The following is a 13,789-nucleotide window of genomic DNA, read 5'->3' on the forward strand; positions in this document are numbered from 1 at the left end:
GGAGGAACACCATGTCCGAGCCGCACGACTCGGCCCGTCGGCTGCAGCGGGTCACTCTCGATCGGCGACAGTTGCTGGCAGGTGCCGGCGGCGCAGCGGCAGCGCTGGGCCTGGCGGCGTGCGCTCCGGGCACCGTCGGGCCGGCTCCGTCGACCGACCGGCCCACCGGGCCCGCCGAGATCAAGGGCGAGATCGTGTTCTGGACGATCAACCTCAAGGAGGTCTACTCCGACTACGTCACCGGCTTGATCAGCGCGTTCGAAGCCGCGCACCCGGGGACCAAGGTCAACTGGGTCGACGTGCCGGGCAATCAGATCGAGCCGAAGTTCCTCACCGCCCTGGCCTCGTCGGAGGTTCCCGATGCGGTGAACATCACCAACCTGCAGGTGGCGGGAGCCGCCAACCAGCTCGTCGACCTCGGCACGCTGCTGCCGGCGGACCAGTTCACGGACTACGTGCCGGGCATGCTCGACCCGTTCAAGATCGACGGCAAGCAGGTGGCCATCCCCTGGTACCACGGCGGTGCGCCGATCATGTTCTACCGCAAGTCGGTGCTGGCGAAGGTTCCGGGATTCGACTACGCCGCGTCGCCGAAGGACTATCCGGAGGTCGTCGAGCTGGCCCAGAAGATCTACGACGCCACCGACGTCTACGGGACCACGGTGATGCCGTCCGGCACGGTGATGCGGTACCACGGGATCGGCATGATCTCCGATGACAAGAAGACGGCCGCCTTCAATTCACCGGAGGCCGTTGCCGTGATCGAGCGCTACAAGGACGCGTACGGGAAGAAGGCGATCTCACCCGCGGCCATCTCGTCGACGGCCAATGCCACCTATCAGGTGTTCGACACCGGGCAGGTGGGTTTCATGATCAGCACGCCGTACATCCTGGCGTTCCTGAAGAAGAACTCGCCCAAGGCGTACGCCGATCTCGAGATGACGCCGGCGCCGAGGACGGCCGAGGGCAAGTTCCTGCTGGACGGGATGCAGACGTTGGTCGTCCCGGCGAAGTCCAAGAATCCGGCGACGGCCGCGGCGTTCATCCAGTTCATCACCAACGCCAAGAACCAGGTCGATTTCTGCAAGCTGGTGCCGATCTATCCGTCGTCGCTGGAGGCCATCGCCGACCCGTTCTTCAAGGAGGAGACGGGGAACGTCCTGGAGGACCGGGCCAAGCAGATGATCGCCGAGGAACTGCCCGACACCGTGTACGTGTCGTACGGCACGAAGCACGACGCGGAGCTGACCAAGGTGTTCGACGACGGGATGAAGGCCTACCTCGGCGGCTCGACGCCGGCGGCGACCGCGCTGGCCGACCTGGCCGACAAGTGGAACACGATCCTGGCGGATTGACCGGTGACTCAGACCCGACGCTCCCGGTGGCTGGCGCCGCTGGACCGACCGATCGGGCAGCGCCGGTCGACCCCGTACCTGTTCCTGGTGCCCGGCCTGCTGCTCTTCGCCGTCTTCATCGTGTGGCCGGCGAGTTCGGCGATCCAGTTGGCCTTCTACGACTACGACATCTTCGACCCGCCGACCTTCGTCGGTCTGGAGAACTTCCAGCGGCTGTTCCAGAGCAAGGAGTTCTGGGAGGCGTTTCGTAATTCGATCGGGTACCTGGTCGGGATGATCCCGTTCACGGTGGTGTTCCCGCTGCTGTTGGCGATCTTGGTGAACCAGAAGATCCGGGCGATCCAGTTCTTCCGGACGATCTACTTCCTTCCCGTCGTGACCTCGATGGTGGCCATCGCAGTCGCCTGGAACTTCGTCTACGACGATCTTGGAGTGATCAACGGCATCCTGCGCGGCATCGGCTTGATCGACGAGCCGATCCACTTCCTCTCCGACCAGAACACGGCCCAGGCCGCGGTGATCATCGTCGAGGGCTGGAAGGTGACGGGGACGTACATGATGATCTTCCTCGCCGGGCTGCAGACGATCCCGAGTGACCTGTACGAGGCGGCCACGGTCGACGGCGCCGGTGCCTGGAGCCGGCTCTGGCACGTCACGCTCCCGTTGATCAGGCCGTTCATGGCGGTGGCGTTGACGCTGGAGATGATGGGGGCGATGCAGGTCTTCACCTCGGTGTACATGCTCACCGACGGAGGTCCGGCCAACCGGACGGCGTCGCTCGGCTTCTTCATCTACAAGCAGGCCTTCGTCGGCAACCGGATGGGGTACGCGAGCGCGGCGGCTCTGGTGATGGCGCTCTTCCTGGTGCTCCTGTCGGCCTTCAACCACCGTCTCGGCAAGCTGGCGGACTCCTGACATGGCCACCGAAGTCGAGACCCGTCCCCGCGCGGCCTACCGCACCGCGCCCGCTCTGAAGCGAGCGGTTCCGGTCGGCAAGGTCGTGCGGCGGATCGCCATGTATCTGCTGCTGGCCGCGATCGGGGCCGTGTTCATCGTGCCCTTCCTGGTGCTGCTGTCGACCGCGCTCAAGCCGGGGTTCCAGGACGTGTTCAGCAACCCGCCGGACCTGATCCCGCGGCCGCCGATCTTCGACGCCTTCGTCCGGGCCTGGACGACAATCGAGTTCCCGCGGTACCTGCTGAACTCCTTCCTGCTGATCGTCCTGATCGTCCCGGCCAACGTGGTGATCAGCGCGCTGACCGCCTATCCGTTGGCCAGGATGAACTTCCGCGGCCGGACGTTGATCTTCTTCGGGCTGATCGCCGCCATGTTCCTGCCGATGGAGGTGATGCTGATCCCGCAGTACCTGATCGTCAACCAACTCGGGCTGGTGAACAGCTACGGCGGGGTCGTGCTGCCGAACCTGCTCACGGTGTTCGCGATCTTCCTGCTCCGACAGGCGTTCACCGCGGTGCCGAAGGAGTTGGCTGACGCGGCCCGGATCGACGGGTGCAACGAATGGCAGGTGTTCTGGCACGTGATGCTGCCGGTGACCCGGCCGACCTTGGCGATCGTCGCGATCTTCGGCTTCATCAACGTCTGGAACGATTTCCTGTGGCCGCTGGTGGTGTTGAGCGACGAGCAGCTCTACCCGGTGGCGCTGGGAGTCGCCTATCTGAAGGGGATCGGCGGGGTCGACCTGCGGCTGATGGGGGCCGGCACGGTGATCTCCGTGCTGCCGATCATCGTGTTCTTCATCATTCTGCAGCGCCAGATCATGGAGAGCGCCCAGGGCGCGGTGAAGGGCTGACCTCAGCCGGCGGTGACGGGCTCGATGTCGCGGAGGAAGCCGCGGGCCGACAGGAAGGCGGCCAGGGACTCGCGGTGGTCCGGGCAGGCCAGCCACTCCTTGCGGCGGTCCGGGGTGTGGATCTTCGGGTTGTTCCAGAGCAGCGTGTAACCGGCCGGCTCCTGGCAACCCTTCGCCGAGCAGATCAGCTGTTCCCCGGCCTCGTCAGGCTGCGTCATCGCGCTTTCGGTCCTCCGGTTCCGGGTCCGGTTCGATGATCCGGACGGACTCCAATTGGGGCAGGTCCGGCTCGGCGGCGGGTTCCGCGGCCGGCTGACTGGGGCCGCCGATGCGCCGGGAGTCGACCTGGTTGGCCAGGATCACCGCGATGTAGGGCAGGAAGACCGCGCCCGCGCCGAGCACCCAGCGCCAGACGCCGGGGACGAAGAAGATCGCGACGAAGCAGGCCAGCCGGAACAGCATCGTGATCACGTACCGCTTCTGGCGCCGGCTCAACTCCGCACTCGCGGCGCCCGGCGCGTCGGTGATCACGACGGCCTTTCTCACAAGGTCAGCCTACGCGTTCGCCCACCCGGTCGCGGAGTCGGTAGCGTGTCCGCCGTGACTGCAGCAGAACAGGAAGCGTCAACCGAGTCCCGGGTCGTGCTGGTGACCGGCGGCAGCCGGGGGATCGGGCGCGGGATCGCCGAACGGATGGTCCGGGCCGGCCACCGGGTCGCGGCGACGTCCCGGTCCGGCGAGGCACCGGCCGGCGTGCTCGGCATCGAGTGCGACGTCACCGACGCGGGCCAGGTCGAGGCGGCGTTCGCCCAGGTCGAGGCCGCGTACGGTCCGGTCGAGGTGCTGGTGGCCAACGCCGGCATCAACCGGGACACCCTGGTGATGCGGATGTCCGACGAGGACTGGGACGCCGTGATCGCGGCGAACCTGACCGGCGCCTTCCGGGTCGCCCGCCAGGCCGCCCGGCCGATGATCAGGAACCGGTTCGGCCGGATCGTGTTCATCTCCTCCGTCGTCGGGCTGCTCGGATCGGCCGGCCAGGTCAACTACGCGGCGTCGAAGGCGGGCCTGGTCGGGATGGCCCGGTCGCTGGCCCGCGAGCTCGGGTCGCGCGGCGTGACCGCCAACGTGGTCGCCCCCGGCTTCATCAAGACGGCGATGACCGACGAACTGGACGACAAGCTGGTCGCGAAGTACGCCGAGCAGATCCCGCTCGGCCGGTTCGGCGAGGTCGACGACGTCGCCGGCGTGATCGAGTTCCTGGCCGGGCCGGCGGGTGCGTACGTCACCGGGGCCGTGATCCCGGTCGACGGCGGCCTCGGCATGGGCCACTGAGGCGAAGAGACGAGAACGGGGAACAGCGATGGGAATCCTGCAGGGCAAGAACATCCTGGTGGCCGGCGTGACGCTGGACACCTCGCTCGGCTTCGCGACCGCCAAGATCGCGCAGGCCGAGGGTGCGAACGTGATCATCTCCAACTTCGGCCGGGCGATGAGCCTGACCCGGCGGGTGATCAAGAAGCTGGACCCGGTGCCGCCGCTGCTCGAGGTGGACGTCTCGAACGAAGATCATCTGGCCGGCCTGGCGGACGCCCTGCGGGAGCACACGGACCGGATCGACGGGGTGGTCCACTCGATCGCGTTCGCGAACCCGGAGACCGCGCTCGGCGGCGGCTTCCTGACCACGCCGTGGCCCGATGTGGCGACCGCGGTCCAGGTGTCGGCGTACTCGCTCAAGTCGCTGACGATGGCCTGCAAGCCGCTGTTCGGCGAGACCGCCTCCGTGGTCGGCTTCGACTTCGACGCCACCGTGGCCTGGCCGGTCTATGACTGGATGGGCGTCTCCAAGGCCGCCCTGGAGAGCACCTGCCGCTACCTGGCGCGCTACCTCGGGCCGGAGGGCGTCCGGGTCAACCTGGTCGCCGCCGGGCCGCTGGACACGCTGGCCAAGCGCGCGATCCCCGGCTCCGAGGAGTTCAACGAGGTCTGGGCCTCCCGGGCTCCGCTCGGCTGGGACACCAAGGACCTGGAGCCGGCGGCCCGGGCCGCGGTCGCGCTGATGAGCGACTGGTTCCCGAAGACGACCGGCGAGATCATCCACGTCGACGGCGGCGTGCAGATGACCGGCGCCTGAGGACCGAATTCAGCTGAGGGCCGGGTTCAGCGGAGCCGGGACGCGATCGAGGTCATGGCCCGGCGGACCGGGTGCGGGCGCTTGCCGGTCCGGTCCGGCACCAGAACGGGCTCCGGGCGGGCCTCGAGCTCGGCGATCCGGTGGTTCAGCCGGGTGACCTGATCCGCCAGCTGCCGCAGGAGGGCAGGCTCGGCCTGGGCGGGTTCCGGGGTCGGCGCCTGCTGGCCGAGCATCTTCGGGCTGGTCACGACCCCCTGGGTGTCCCGGCGCAGGTGCGAGGCGAGCGGATGGTCGCCGTCCTTGAACCTCGGGACGGGTTCGCCGTCGCCCTTCCGTGCCACGACGTAGACCGACCAGTGCTCGCGCCAGCCGCCGAACTGGTCCACCGGGACCGAGTCCTTGCCGCTGGGCCACTGGCCCGGTTGGTCGGTCCGCCGCTGGCTCAGGTCGTAACCCTTCTCCAGCACGGTCAGCCCGTCGAACAGGAACTCCAGGCACTCCGGTGAGTAGCGCCAGTAGTCGATCGGGCACGGGTGGTTGCGCCACGCCCACAGCGTGTGGTGCACGGTGATGCCGCCGGGCTTGAGGATCCGGGCGATCTCCTGCGCCGCCAGCCACGGCCGGTCGATGTGCTCGAACACGTCGGACGAGAAGATGAAGTCGAACGAGTCGTCCGGGATCTCGTTCTTGCAGTCGGTGATGTCCGCGATGATCGTGTTCGGGATGTCCGACGGGACCAGGTTGAGGTCGTGATAGACGTACCGGGGCTCAGGAAAATGCCTGATCGCGCACTGTTTCAGGTTGTGCCCGCCGATCTCCAGGACGTCGCCGGAGACGTCGAGGCGGTCGAGATAGTGGGCCATCAGGGCCAAGGTGGTGTTCCGCACGGTCGACACTGACACGGCCGGCCCGGACCATCCGGATCGGCGGGGTCGGGCGCGGCCGGATTCGGCGGAGCTTCACCGTGCCGTCATCCGGGCGGCGGTCCGCGTTCACCGGACCAGGACTTTCGCGGCCACGTGAGGTGATGCGCGATCGTGACGTCCCCGGCGGCCGGTGCGAGCCGGGCTGGGGGACAATTGGGAAAGGGCCTTCCATATTAAGTTCCAGGGGGACCCGCCGGACCTGTCCCCGTTCTGTACTTGGGGGTGCGGGGACGGTTCCGGCCAAGACCAGTGCCGAGCGACCCCGGCCGATGCCTCGAGCTCGGCGGGATCAGCCGAAGTCGTGCCGGCCGGCGTCCAGCAGTCTCGACTCGGCCCCGGCGACGGTGACCCGGAGCGGCCGGTCGTTGATCACCGTCGTGCGCAGGCGGTTCCCGTCTCGTTGCCAGGAGACCTCGACCCGATGCTCGGCGTCGATCGGCAGCACGCCTCGGGCCCGTTCCAGTGAGCCCGGGTTCGGCCGGATGATCAACTCGGTCCCGCCGATCACCTGTGCACCGAGGACGTACCGGGTCAGTTGCCAGGTCGGCGCGCCGCTCCAGAAGTGGCAGTGGCTCCACCGGTCGTCGAAGACCTCCCACCAGGTGGTCGCGCCACGGTCCAGCATCCAGCCCCAGCCCTGTTTCCAGAAGCCGATCGCGTCGTCGGTACGGCCCGCGTCGAGCAGCACCGGCATCGAGTAGTTGGTGAAGTACGGGGTCACGACGGACGCGTCGACCCGGGCCGGGTCGCGCAGCCGCGGCGCCTCCGGGCGGAACGGGAAGCCGTGCCGGAGATGATCATGGACCACCGGTACGGCCCGGTCCAGCGGCACCAGCCCGGCGAGGTGCCCGAGGGCGGCCTCGTGGTAGCCCAGCGGGCGGCCCGGCCGGCCCAGTTCCTGCCGGAGCAGCCCGGCCAGCTGGTCCCGGCGCGTCCGTACCTCATGATCATCGGTGCGGCCCAGCCGGTGCTGCCAGGCCAGCCAGGCCGTCAGCCCGCGCAGCACGTGCAACAGCACCGCGGTGTCCGGCCGGTCCGGCTCGGAGGCGTAGCCCCAGTCGACGAAGCTCCGTTGCATACCGGTCGATCCGTCGGAGTCGATCATGGCGAGCAGGGCCTGGACGTTGGCCCGGCCGTCCGGCTCGAACTCCAGCAGGGCGGCGTCGTCGCCGGTCACGTCGGCCAGCCGCAGGCAGAGGTTGATCCACTGCGCCGCGTACGTGCCGTGGAAGATCGGCTCGCCGGGCACACAGCCGGCCACCAGGCCGTCGGCGCGGGCGCAGCCGGCGGCGTGCAGCAGGGTGCGGTGCACCAGCCGGTGATCACCCCAGCCGGCCGCGATCAGGTCGAGCGCCGAGCAGGCCACGTCGCCGACCCACTCGCCGCGCTCCCGGACCGAGTCGACCAGGACGTCCTCGGCGCAGGTGCGGAGCGTGTCCAGGCCGACCTGCCAGATCTGGTTCAGCCGTTCGTCGTCGCACTCGAAGGTGCCGCGCGGCGGGCCGAGGAAGTCCCGGTCCCGGAAGCCGGCCTCGCGGATCCGGGCGTCGCCGGTGACCCGGACCTCGACGTAGCGGCCGCCGATGGCGCCGAACGGCTCGATCCGGGAGCGGCCCTGGGCGACCGCGTAGCGCTGGATCATCCGGGTCGGCCCGGTGGACAGCGCGACCACCGGCGCCACCCGGCCGTGCGGGTCCAGCCGGTCCGCGTAGCCGAGCGTGATCACCGCCGGCCGGTCCGTCTCGACGGTCAGCTCGAGGTGCCCGATCCGGATCCGGCCGAGGTCGTACCGGACCCAGCTGCCGTCATGATCATCGTGGGCCGGCGGGTCGAGATCGGCCAGCAGGAACTGCATCGCCGGATCGTCGAAACGGTAACCGGTGAAGGGTTCCCGGAACCTGCCGCGGCCGAGTTCGCGGGGCTCGACCAGGGGCAGATCGGGCAGGTTGATCACGGCGGCCCGCGGCTCGCCGAGCGCCTCGGCCAGGCCGGTCGCCGGCACCGGGGCGACCCAGTGATCATGGTCCAGCTCGCTCACCGGGGTGGTCCGCCAGGCCGGATCGAGCGGCTCGTCCAGCCACTCCAGCCAGTCCAGCAGGGGACTGCTGCGCAGCCCGGTCGCGGTGTACTCGCCGAGCCGCCGGCAACGCCAGTCCAGGTCCAGCACGGTGCCGTCGTCGGTCACGGCCTCGACCCAGAGGAACGACGGCAGCCCCGGCGTCATCCGGCCGACCAGCCCGCCGCCGGCCGCCTGGACGGCGAGCCGGTGTGGCCCGGCCGGCAGCCGGACCCGCTGGCTCGCGTACTCCGGCCGGGTGGCCGCGTAGCGCAGCGGCCCGTACCCGATCGGGGTGCCGTCGGCCCAGAGCCGGAAGTTCGCCGCGGCCTGGATCCGTACCGTCACCTCGGCCGGTTCGGCCAGCTCGAAGTCGGCCCGGAACGCGGCCTGGACGTCGCCGTCCGGGGTGTCGGGCAGCCAGCTGCCGTCGAACATGATCACTGCTCCCAGGAGTCGAATCGGCCGGGTCCGGTGATCATGGCCGTGCCGCCGCCCAGCTCGTCCGGTACGGTCACGTCGGCGACCACGCCCGCCGGCAGCGTGATCACCAGGCGGTTCTGCTGCGGATCGAGGTGCACCTGCACCGCGCCGTGCGGCGTCATGGTCCAGCCCGACACGTACGGCAGCCCGGCGGTGGTCGGCCGGATGATCAACCGGTCGCCGCCCGGCTCGGCCAGTTCGACGCCGAGCAGGGTGTCGTGCAGCCAGAGCAGCGGCATCGCGGCCCAGCCGTGCGACCCGGTGACGTCGACCGGCTGGGTCGGATTGACCTCGCCGTCGGCGAGCCCGAGGTCCTCCCGGCTGATCCAGTACTCCGGCAGCGGCCCGCCGTACGGGCCCTGCAGCTCGACCGGGGTCGGGTTCCGCGGATGCCCGGGCAGGTACGGCGCGTACCGCTCCTTGAGGTGGGCGACGGCGCGGTCGCCGAAGCCGTGCCGGGTCAGGCCGCGCAGCACGCGGTAGCTCCAGGTCGGGTTGTTCCAGCGCGCGATGCCGTCCGGTGGGGTGCCCTCGGGAGCGGGGAACGCGGTCTCGATCACCTGCCGCGCCTCATCGTCGGTGAGCAGCCCGTCCAGCAGCGGCATCGCCTGCCCGGCCTGGCTGAAGCCGCGGTCCGCGGCCGGCAGCGAGGGTCCCCAGCGATCGGCGACGATCACGCCGAAGTCCGGGTGGTCGGCGACCAGGTGGTGCCGGCGGAACGCCGCCCGCATCGCGTCCGCCGCGGTCGCCCAGCGGGCGGCGTGATCATGGTCGCCGGCCGCCCGGGCCAGCTCGGCACTCCAGGTCAGCCGGTCGATGATCCACGGCGTGACCACGCCGCTGGACCCGCCCTCGGGCACCTGTGCGTTGACCCGGATGTCGGCGAAGACGTGGCCGGTGCGCCACAGCCCGTCGTCGCCGAGATGCTCCAGCAGCGCGTCCCAGTAGCGGACCAGCCCGGGCAGGTAGGTCTTGATCAACTCGGGATCGCGGTGCCAGCGGTAGTCGTCGTGCAGCATCGCGACCCACTGCACCGACCAGTCGTAGCGCGCCGACGGGATCGGGTAGTTGCTGGGATAGAAGGGATGCAGGTCGCCGTGCTCGTTCTGGCCCTCGGCCAGCGTCCTGATCATCAGCCGGCGCAGCGCCGTGTCGCCGAACCAGCGCTCGGCGAGCAGCGCCCGCGGCCGGGCGTCCTCGATCCACTGGCCGTCCTCCCGGCCCGGCGTGTCGACGTAGGTGTCGCTCATCGTGACCTCGGCGTGGATCAGGCACAGCTCGACGAGCTGTTCCAGCTGCCGGTCGCCGCAACGGAACGAACCGACCGGTTCCAGCGGGTGCTGCGAGGAGACCAGGCCGAGCTCGTGCACCGTGACCGTCCCGGTGCCGGTGAGGTGGGCGGTCAACCAGCGCGCGGTGCGTTCGTCCGGCACCTCGTACCGGCGCCGGCCGGGGGTGATCGTGATCAGGTCCGCGTAGCCGGTCGCCACCACGCCGTCCACGTCGACCCAGCCGTCCGGGCGCAGGTGGGTGCTGCCGTCGTACTCGGAAGTGACCAGTTCTCCGTAGCCGAGCCGCAGCTCGGCCGTTCCGTGATCAAGCTCCAGGTCGAGGTACGGGTAGCCGTGCACCGGCCGGTGGAAGTCGACGGTGACGTACCGGGTGCCGCCGCCGGTGATCATGAGCGGCGGCCGGCCGGCTCCGGGGACCAGTGAACCTGCCGCCCGGGTCAGGTCGGGATCCGGCGACAGCTCGGCGCTGGCCAGCAGGGACGGCCGGTCGGTCGGGTCGCCGGACCAGCTGCCGTGCCGGGCCGTCCCGGCCGCGACCACACCGCCCGGTCGGGTCGGGTACTCGCGCTGCGGCGGCGTCTCGACCGGCGGCGGGCGGTCCGGCCACGGCGGGTCGGCGACCACGACCGCGGCGGCCCAGTCATGATCATCGAAGTCCGGCTCGTGCAGGGCCGGCTCGGGCGACCGGCCGGCATCCAGGTGCACCGGGTAGCGGATCCGGGGCGTGTGATCATGAACGCCGAGGAACTGCGGGGTGTCGGCGAACTCGTCGGCCGTACGCCAGCGCCAGTCCGGCCCGGTGCTCAGCCACGGCGCCGCCGCATCGCCGCCCTCGAGCCAGAGTCCGGCGGTCCCGGCCGCGGTGCGCTGGAACGTGATGATCGGGCCCCAGCTGTGGTGCAGCACGGCGACGACGTTGCGGCCGGGCCGCAGGAACCGGCCGACGTCGATCACCTCGGCCCGGATCTCCGGCTGGTGGAACCGGGTCACCTTGCGCAGTACGACCACGCCGTTGATCATCACCCGGGCCGTGCTGTCGGCCGCGACCATGATCGTCGGCCGGTCCGGGATCCGGGCCAGGTCGACCACGGTCCGGAACCAGGTGAACCGCCCGGCCGGCGCCGGTTCGGCGGGATCGGACCAGATCCAGGAACTCACGCCGGCTGCACTCCCAACTGCTCGGCCGCCGCGTCCAGCAGCTCCTGGCCGCCGGACTTGCGCCAGGTCTCGACGTAGGCGTCCCACTCGTCGAACGAGCGCTGACCGAGCGCGAACTGGATCTCCGACTTCCGGCCCAGGGTGAGCAGGTCCTGCACCGGTTTGGGATCAAGATTCAACCGGACGTCGAAGTTCTCCCACCGCTTCAGCAGCGCGCTCTCCTGATTCCACTCGTAGCCGTACTTGGCCACCTTCTCCTCGTACGTCTGCCAGCGCAGCGTGTAGCCGAAGAACTGCCAGTCGGCGAGGCTGGCCAGCGACTGATCCTTGTGGTACGGGGCGTCCGGCGGGATGGTGAACACGTTCAGCCCCGTCTTCTCGTCGAACCTCACCTCGATCACGTCTTCGCCCCAGATGCTGGGGCCACCGCCTTGGGACACGTCCCAGTAGTTGACGTTCGGGTAGACGAAGGTGTCGATCATGTGGGCGATCCGGCGTAGCTTGGCCTCGTCGTCGGCGAGCTTGGCGTTGAACACGAACAGCGCGCCGGGCCCGCTCGGGGTCGGCAGCAGGCCCTCAGGATTGCCGGGCGAGCTGATCTGTCCCAGCGGCGCCCACGCCTCGACCTTGGAGAAGTCGTTGTCCCGAGCGACGTAGGTCTCGGTGGCCAGGTTGCCGCCCGGATACTGGACCAGGCCGAGTTGATCATTGAAGGTCCGCGACTTGAGTTGCTCCCAGGCCGTCGTGTACCAGTCCGGCGGCAGCAGATCGCTCGCCCGGAGTTCGTTGACGAACTGCAGGAACGCCTTCGTCGTACCGTCGATCATCGGATGGTTGATCTTGCCGTCCTTGACGTTCCAGCCGGGATGGCCGAAGGCCGCGAGCACCTGGGACATCATGCCCCAGCCGGCACCGTCGCCGCCGGTCGCCATGAACCAGGGGCCGTCCTTGCCGGGCACCGGGTCGTTGTCCTTGAGCGCCTTGGCGTAGGCCATCAGCTCGTCGACGTTGGTCGGCTTGTCCATGCCGATCTTGGCCAGGAAGTCCTGGCGGATGTACAGGTTGAAGACATCCGGGAAGGTCGAATAGGTCGGCACGCCGACCATCTCCTCGTCGATGGTGGCCCAGGCCTTGAACGCCTCGGTGACATACATCGAGGCCTGGGGCATCAGTCCGAGGACGTCGGCGGCGTTGAGCAACTGGCCCTGCTCGTACAGGGTGTTGGCGACGTCACGAAGGCCGGCCGGGATCACGATGAAGTCGGGAGCGTCCCCGGAGGTGAAGGTGAGGGCCAGCTTGTTGCGCATGTCCTCGGCGACCATCGAGGTGAACTCGATCGTTGCGTTGAACTTCTTCTCCAGGAAGTCCTTGATCGGGTCCTTGGGCCGGGGGCCGTTGAACGCGCCGGACAACATCAGTGACATGGTCACCGGGGCCGACAGATCGTCATAGGCGTACGAATCCTCGGGCACCCGGGTCGGCACCTCGGGGAACTCCGCGGGAAAGGTGTCCGGGCCGTTGGGGCGGCCGTTCGGGGCCTCGCCGCCACCGGGCCCACCGTCGTCTCCGGAGGAGGAACAGGCGGCGAGGGCAGTGCCGCTGAGAGCCGTTGCGCCGGTCAGTGCACCGAGCTCCAGCACGCGTCGTCGCGGGATCGGGGTCGGAGGCATGGTGGGGTCCTTTCGAGGAATTACTTGACTGCGCCCATGTAGACGCCGCGGATGAAGTGCTTCTGCAGGAACGGGTAGACCATCAGGATCGGGATGATCGCGACGACGACGGTGGCCATCTTCAGGCTCTCCGGCGACACCCGCTGGTTGGTCGCCAGCGACTGCGTCATCTGGTCGTTGACCACCTCGGTGTTGAGCATGTTGCGCAGCACCAGCTGGAGCGGATAGAGGTTCGGGTCCTGGATGTAGACCAGGGCGTCGAACCAGGAGACCCAGTGCATGACGATGTTGAACATGCCGATCGCGGCGATCGCCGGGGCGGCCAGCGGGATGATGATCCTGATCAACAGCTGGATCTCGCTGACCCCGTCCAGGTAGGCGGCCTCGGTCAGCTCGCGCGGGATGTTCTCGATGAACATCTTGATCACCAGCAGGCCGAACGCGTCCACCGCGGTCGGCAGGATCAACGACCAGACCGTGTTCAGCAGCTGCAGGTCGTGCATCACCAGATAGGAGGGGATCAGCCCGCCGCGGAACAGGATGGTGGCCACCACGAACAGCAGCAGTACGTTACGGCCGGGCAGATCCTTGCGGGACAGGACGAAGGCGCCGATCACGGTCAGCACGAGGGTGAGCAGCGGACCGACGACGGCGCGGAAGGCGGAGACGCCGATCGACCGCCACAGGATCTCCGAGGTGAGCAACCGCCGATACGCTTCCAGCGTCGGTTCCTGCGGAATGATCACGAAGAAGTTGCGGTCGATCAGTTCGTTCTGCGAGGTCAGCGACATCCCGATCACATAGACCAACGGCAGCAGCGCGGACAGCACGATCATCGCGACGACGAAGTGGATGACCACCTGATAGCTGGTCTCCGCGGCGGACTTGTAGCGTCTCATCGGCAT

At 69.0% G+C, this 13,789-nt stretch carries 12 protein-coding genes; 5 read left to right on the plus strand and 7 right to left on the minus strand.

What is annotated here, in order from left to right; all coding sequences use genetic code 11:
- Positions 1 to 11: 11 nt before the first annotated feature.
- From ACFQU4_RS22365 to ACFQU4_RS22375, 3 genes are read left to right on the plus strand one after another with little or no spacing between them, the layout of a single operon-like run.
- Positions 12 to 1,355, plus strand: coding sequence for an ABC transporter substrate-binding protein (locus ACFQU4_RS22365; RefSeq protein WP_377496093.1), 1,344 nt, complete (start codon positions 12 to 14; stop codon positions 1,353 to 1,355).
- 3 nt (positions 1,356 to 1,358) lie between these two features.
- Complete coding sequence (locus ACFQU4_RS22370; RefSeq protein ID WP_377496095.1) at positions 1,359 to 2,270, plus strand: carbohydrate ABC transporter permease; 912 nt, start codon at positions 1,359 to 1,361, stop codon at positions 2,268 to 2,270.
- Position 2,271: 1 nt separating this feature from the next.
- Entirely contained in the window at positions 2,272 to 3,165 is an 894-nt protein-coding gene (locus ACFQU4_RS22375) for a carbohydrate ABC transporter permease (RefSeq protein WP_377496097.1), read from the plus strand.
- A 2-nt stretch (positions 3,166 to 3,167) separates the two neighbouring features.
- On the opposite strand, the gene ACFQU4_RS22380 is transcribed toward ACFQU4_RS22375, so the two are convergent.
- Both ACFQU4_RS22380 and ACFQU4_RS22385 read right to left on the minus strand, forming a co-directional pair.
- A complete protein-coding gene (locus tag ACFQU4_RS22380) occupies positions 3,168 to 3,383 on the minus strand; it encodes an acetone carboxylase (RefSeq protein WP_377496099.1) in 216 nt (71 codons plus the stop codon).
- Entirely contained in the window at positions 3,370 to 3,711 is a 342-nt protein-coding gene (locus ACFQU4_RS22385; RefSeq protein WP_377496101.1) for a DUF3099 domain-containing protein, read from the minus strand. The genes ACFQU4_RS22380 and ACFQU4_RS22385 overlap by 14 nt, the downstream gene beginning before the upstream one ends.
- A 54-nt stretch (positions 3,712 to 3,765) precedes the next feature.
- On the opposite strand from ACFQU4_RS22385, the gene fabG reads away from it, so the two are divergent.
- Positions 3,766 to 4,500: a 3-oxoacyl-ACP reductase FabG gene (gene fabG / locus ACFQU4_RS22390; protein WP_377496103.1), complete on the plus strand. Its 735-nt coding sequence runs from the start codon at positions 3,766 to 3,768 to the stop codon at positions 4,498 to 4,500.
- 28 nt (positions 4,501 to 4,528) lie between these two features.
- Positions 4,529 to 5,299: an enoyl-ACP reductase FabI gene (gene fabI, locus ACFQU4_RS22395; protein ID WP_377496105.1), complete on the plus strand. Its 771-nt coding sequence runs from the start codon at positions 4,529 to 4,531 to the stop codon at positions 5,297 to 5,299.
- Between the two features lie 26 nt (positions 5,300 to 5,325).
- On the opposite strand, the gene ACFQU4_RS22400 is transcribed toward fabI, so the two are convergent.
- The 5 genes from ACFQU4_RS22400 to ACFQU4_RS22420 all read right to left on the minus strand — a co-directional run bounded on the left by ACFQU4_RS22400 (position 5,326) and on the right by ACFQU4_RS22420 (position 13,789).
- Positions 5,326 to 6,186 (minus strand): class I SAM-dependent methyltransferase, encoded by an 861-nt coding sequence (locus ACFQU4_RS22400; RefSeq protein WP_377496107.1) that lies wholly within the window; start codon positions 6,184 to 6,186, stop codon positions 5,326 to 5,328.
- 328 nt (positions 6,187 to 6,514) lie between these two features.
- Positions 6,515 to 8,719, minus strand: a complete 2,205-nt coding sequence (locus ACFQU4_RS22405; RefSeq protein ID WP_377496109.1) for a hypothetical protein — start codon at positions 8,717 to 8,719, stop codon at positions 6,515 to 6,517.
- A 2-nt stretch (positions 8,720 to 8,721) separates the two neighbouring features.
- Positions 8,722 to 11,214, minus strand: a complete 2,493-nt coding sequence (locus tag ACFQU4_RS22410) for a hypothetical protein (protein ID WP_377496111.1) — start codon at positions 11,212 to 11,214, stop codon at positions 8,722 to 8,724.
- Positions 11,211 to 12,884 carry an extracellular solute-binding protein gene (locus ACFQU4_RS22415; RefSeq protein ID WP_377496114.1) on the minus strand — a complete coding sequence of 558 codons (1,674 nt, stop codon included), beginning with the start codon at positions 12,882 to 12,884 and terminating at the stop codon, positions 11,211 to 11,213. Before ACFQU4_RS22415 ends, ACFQU4_RS22410 begins: the two co-directional genes overlap by 4 nt.
- 20 nt (positions 12,885 to 12,904) lie before the next feature.
- Positions 12,905 to 13,789 (minus strand): carbohydrate ABC transporter permease, encoded by an 885-nt coding sequence (locus tag ACFQU4_RS22420; RefSeq protein WP_377496116.1) that lies wholly within the window; start codon positions 13,787 to 13,789, stop codon positions 12,905 to 12,907.

The organism is Microlunatus sp. GCM10028923 (genome assembly GCF_042666975.1).
GTDB lineage: Bacteria > Actinomycetota > Actinomycetes > Propionibacteriales > Propionibacteriaceae > Microlunatus.

Excerpts from the sequence above, each read along its gene's own strand:
- ACFQU4_RS22365 (WP_377496093.1), top strand. The coding sequence starts at position 12 with ATGTCCGAGCCGCACGACTCGGCCCGTCGGCTGCAGCGGGTCACTCTC.
- ACFQU4_RS22375 (WP_377496097.1), top strand. The coding sequence starts at position 2,272 with ATGGCCACCGAAGTCGAGACCCGTCCCCGCGCGGCCTACCGCACCGCG.
- ACFQU4_RS22380 (WP_377496099.1), bottom strand. The coding sequence starts at position 3,383 with ATGACGCAGCCTGACGAGGCCGGGGAACAGCTGATCTGCTCGGCGAAG.
- fabI (WP_377496105.1), top strand. The coding sequence starts at position 4,529 with ATGGGAATCCTGCAGGGCAAGAACATCCTGGTGGCCGGCGTGACGCTG.
- ACFQU4_RS22405 (WP_377496109.1), bottom strand. The coding sequence starts at position 8,719 with ATGTTCGACGGCAGCTGGCTGCCCGACACCCCGGACGGCGACGTCCAG.
- ACFQU4_RS22415 (WP_377496114.1), bottom strand. The coding sequence starts at position 12,884 with ATGCCTCCGACCCCGATCCCGCGACGACGCGTGCTGGAGCTCGGTGCA.
- ACFQU4_RS22420 (WP_377496116.1), bottom strand. The coding sequence starts at position 13,789 with ATGCCGATGAGACGCTACAAGTCCGCCGCGGAGACCAGCTATCAGGTG.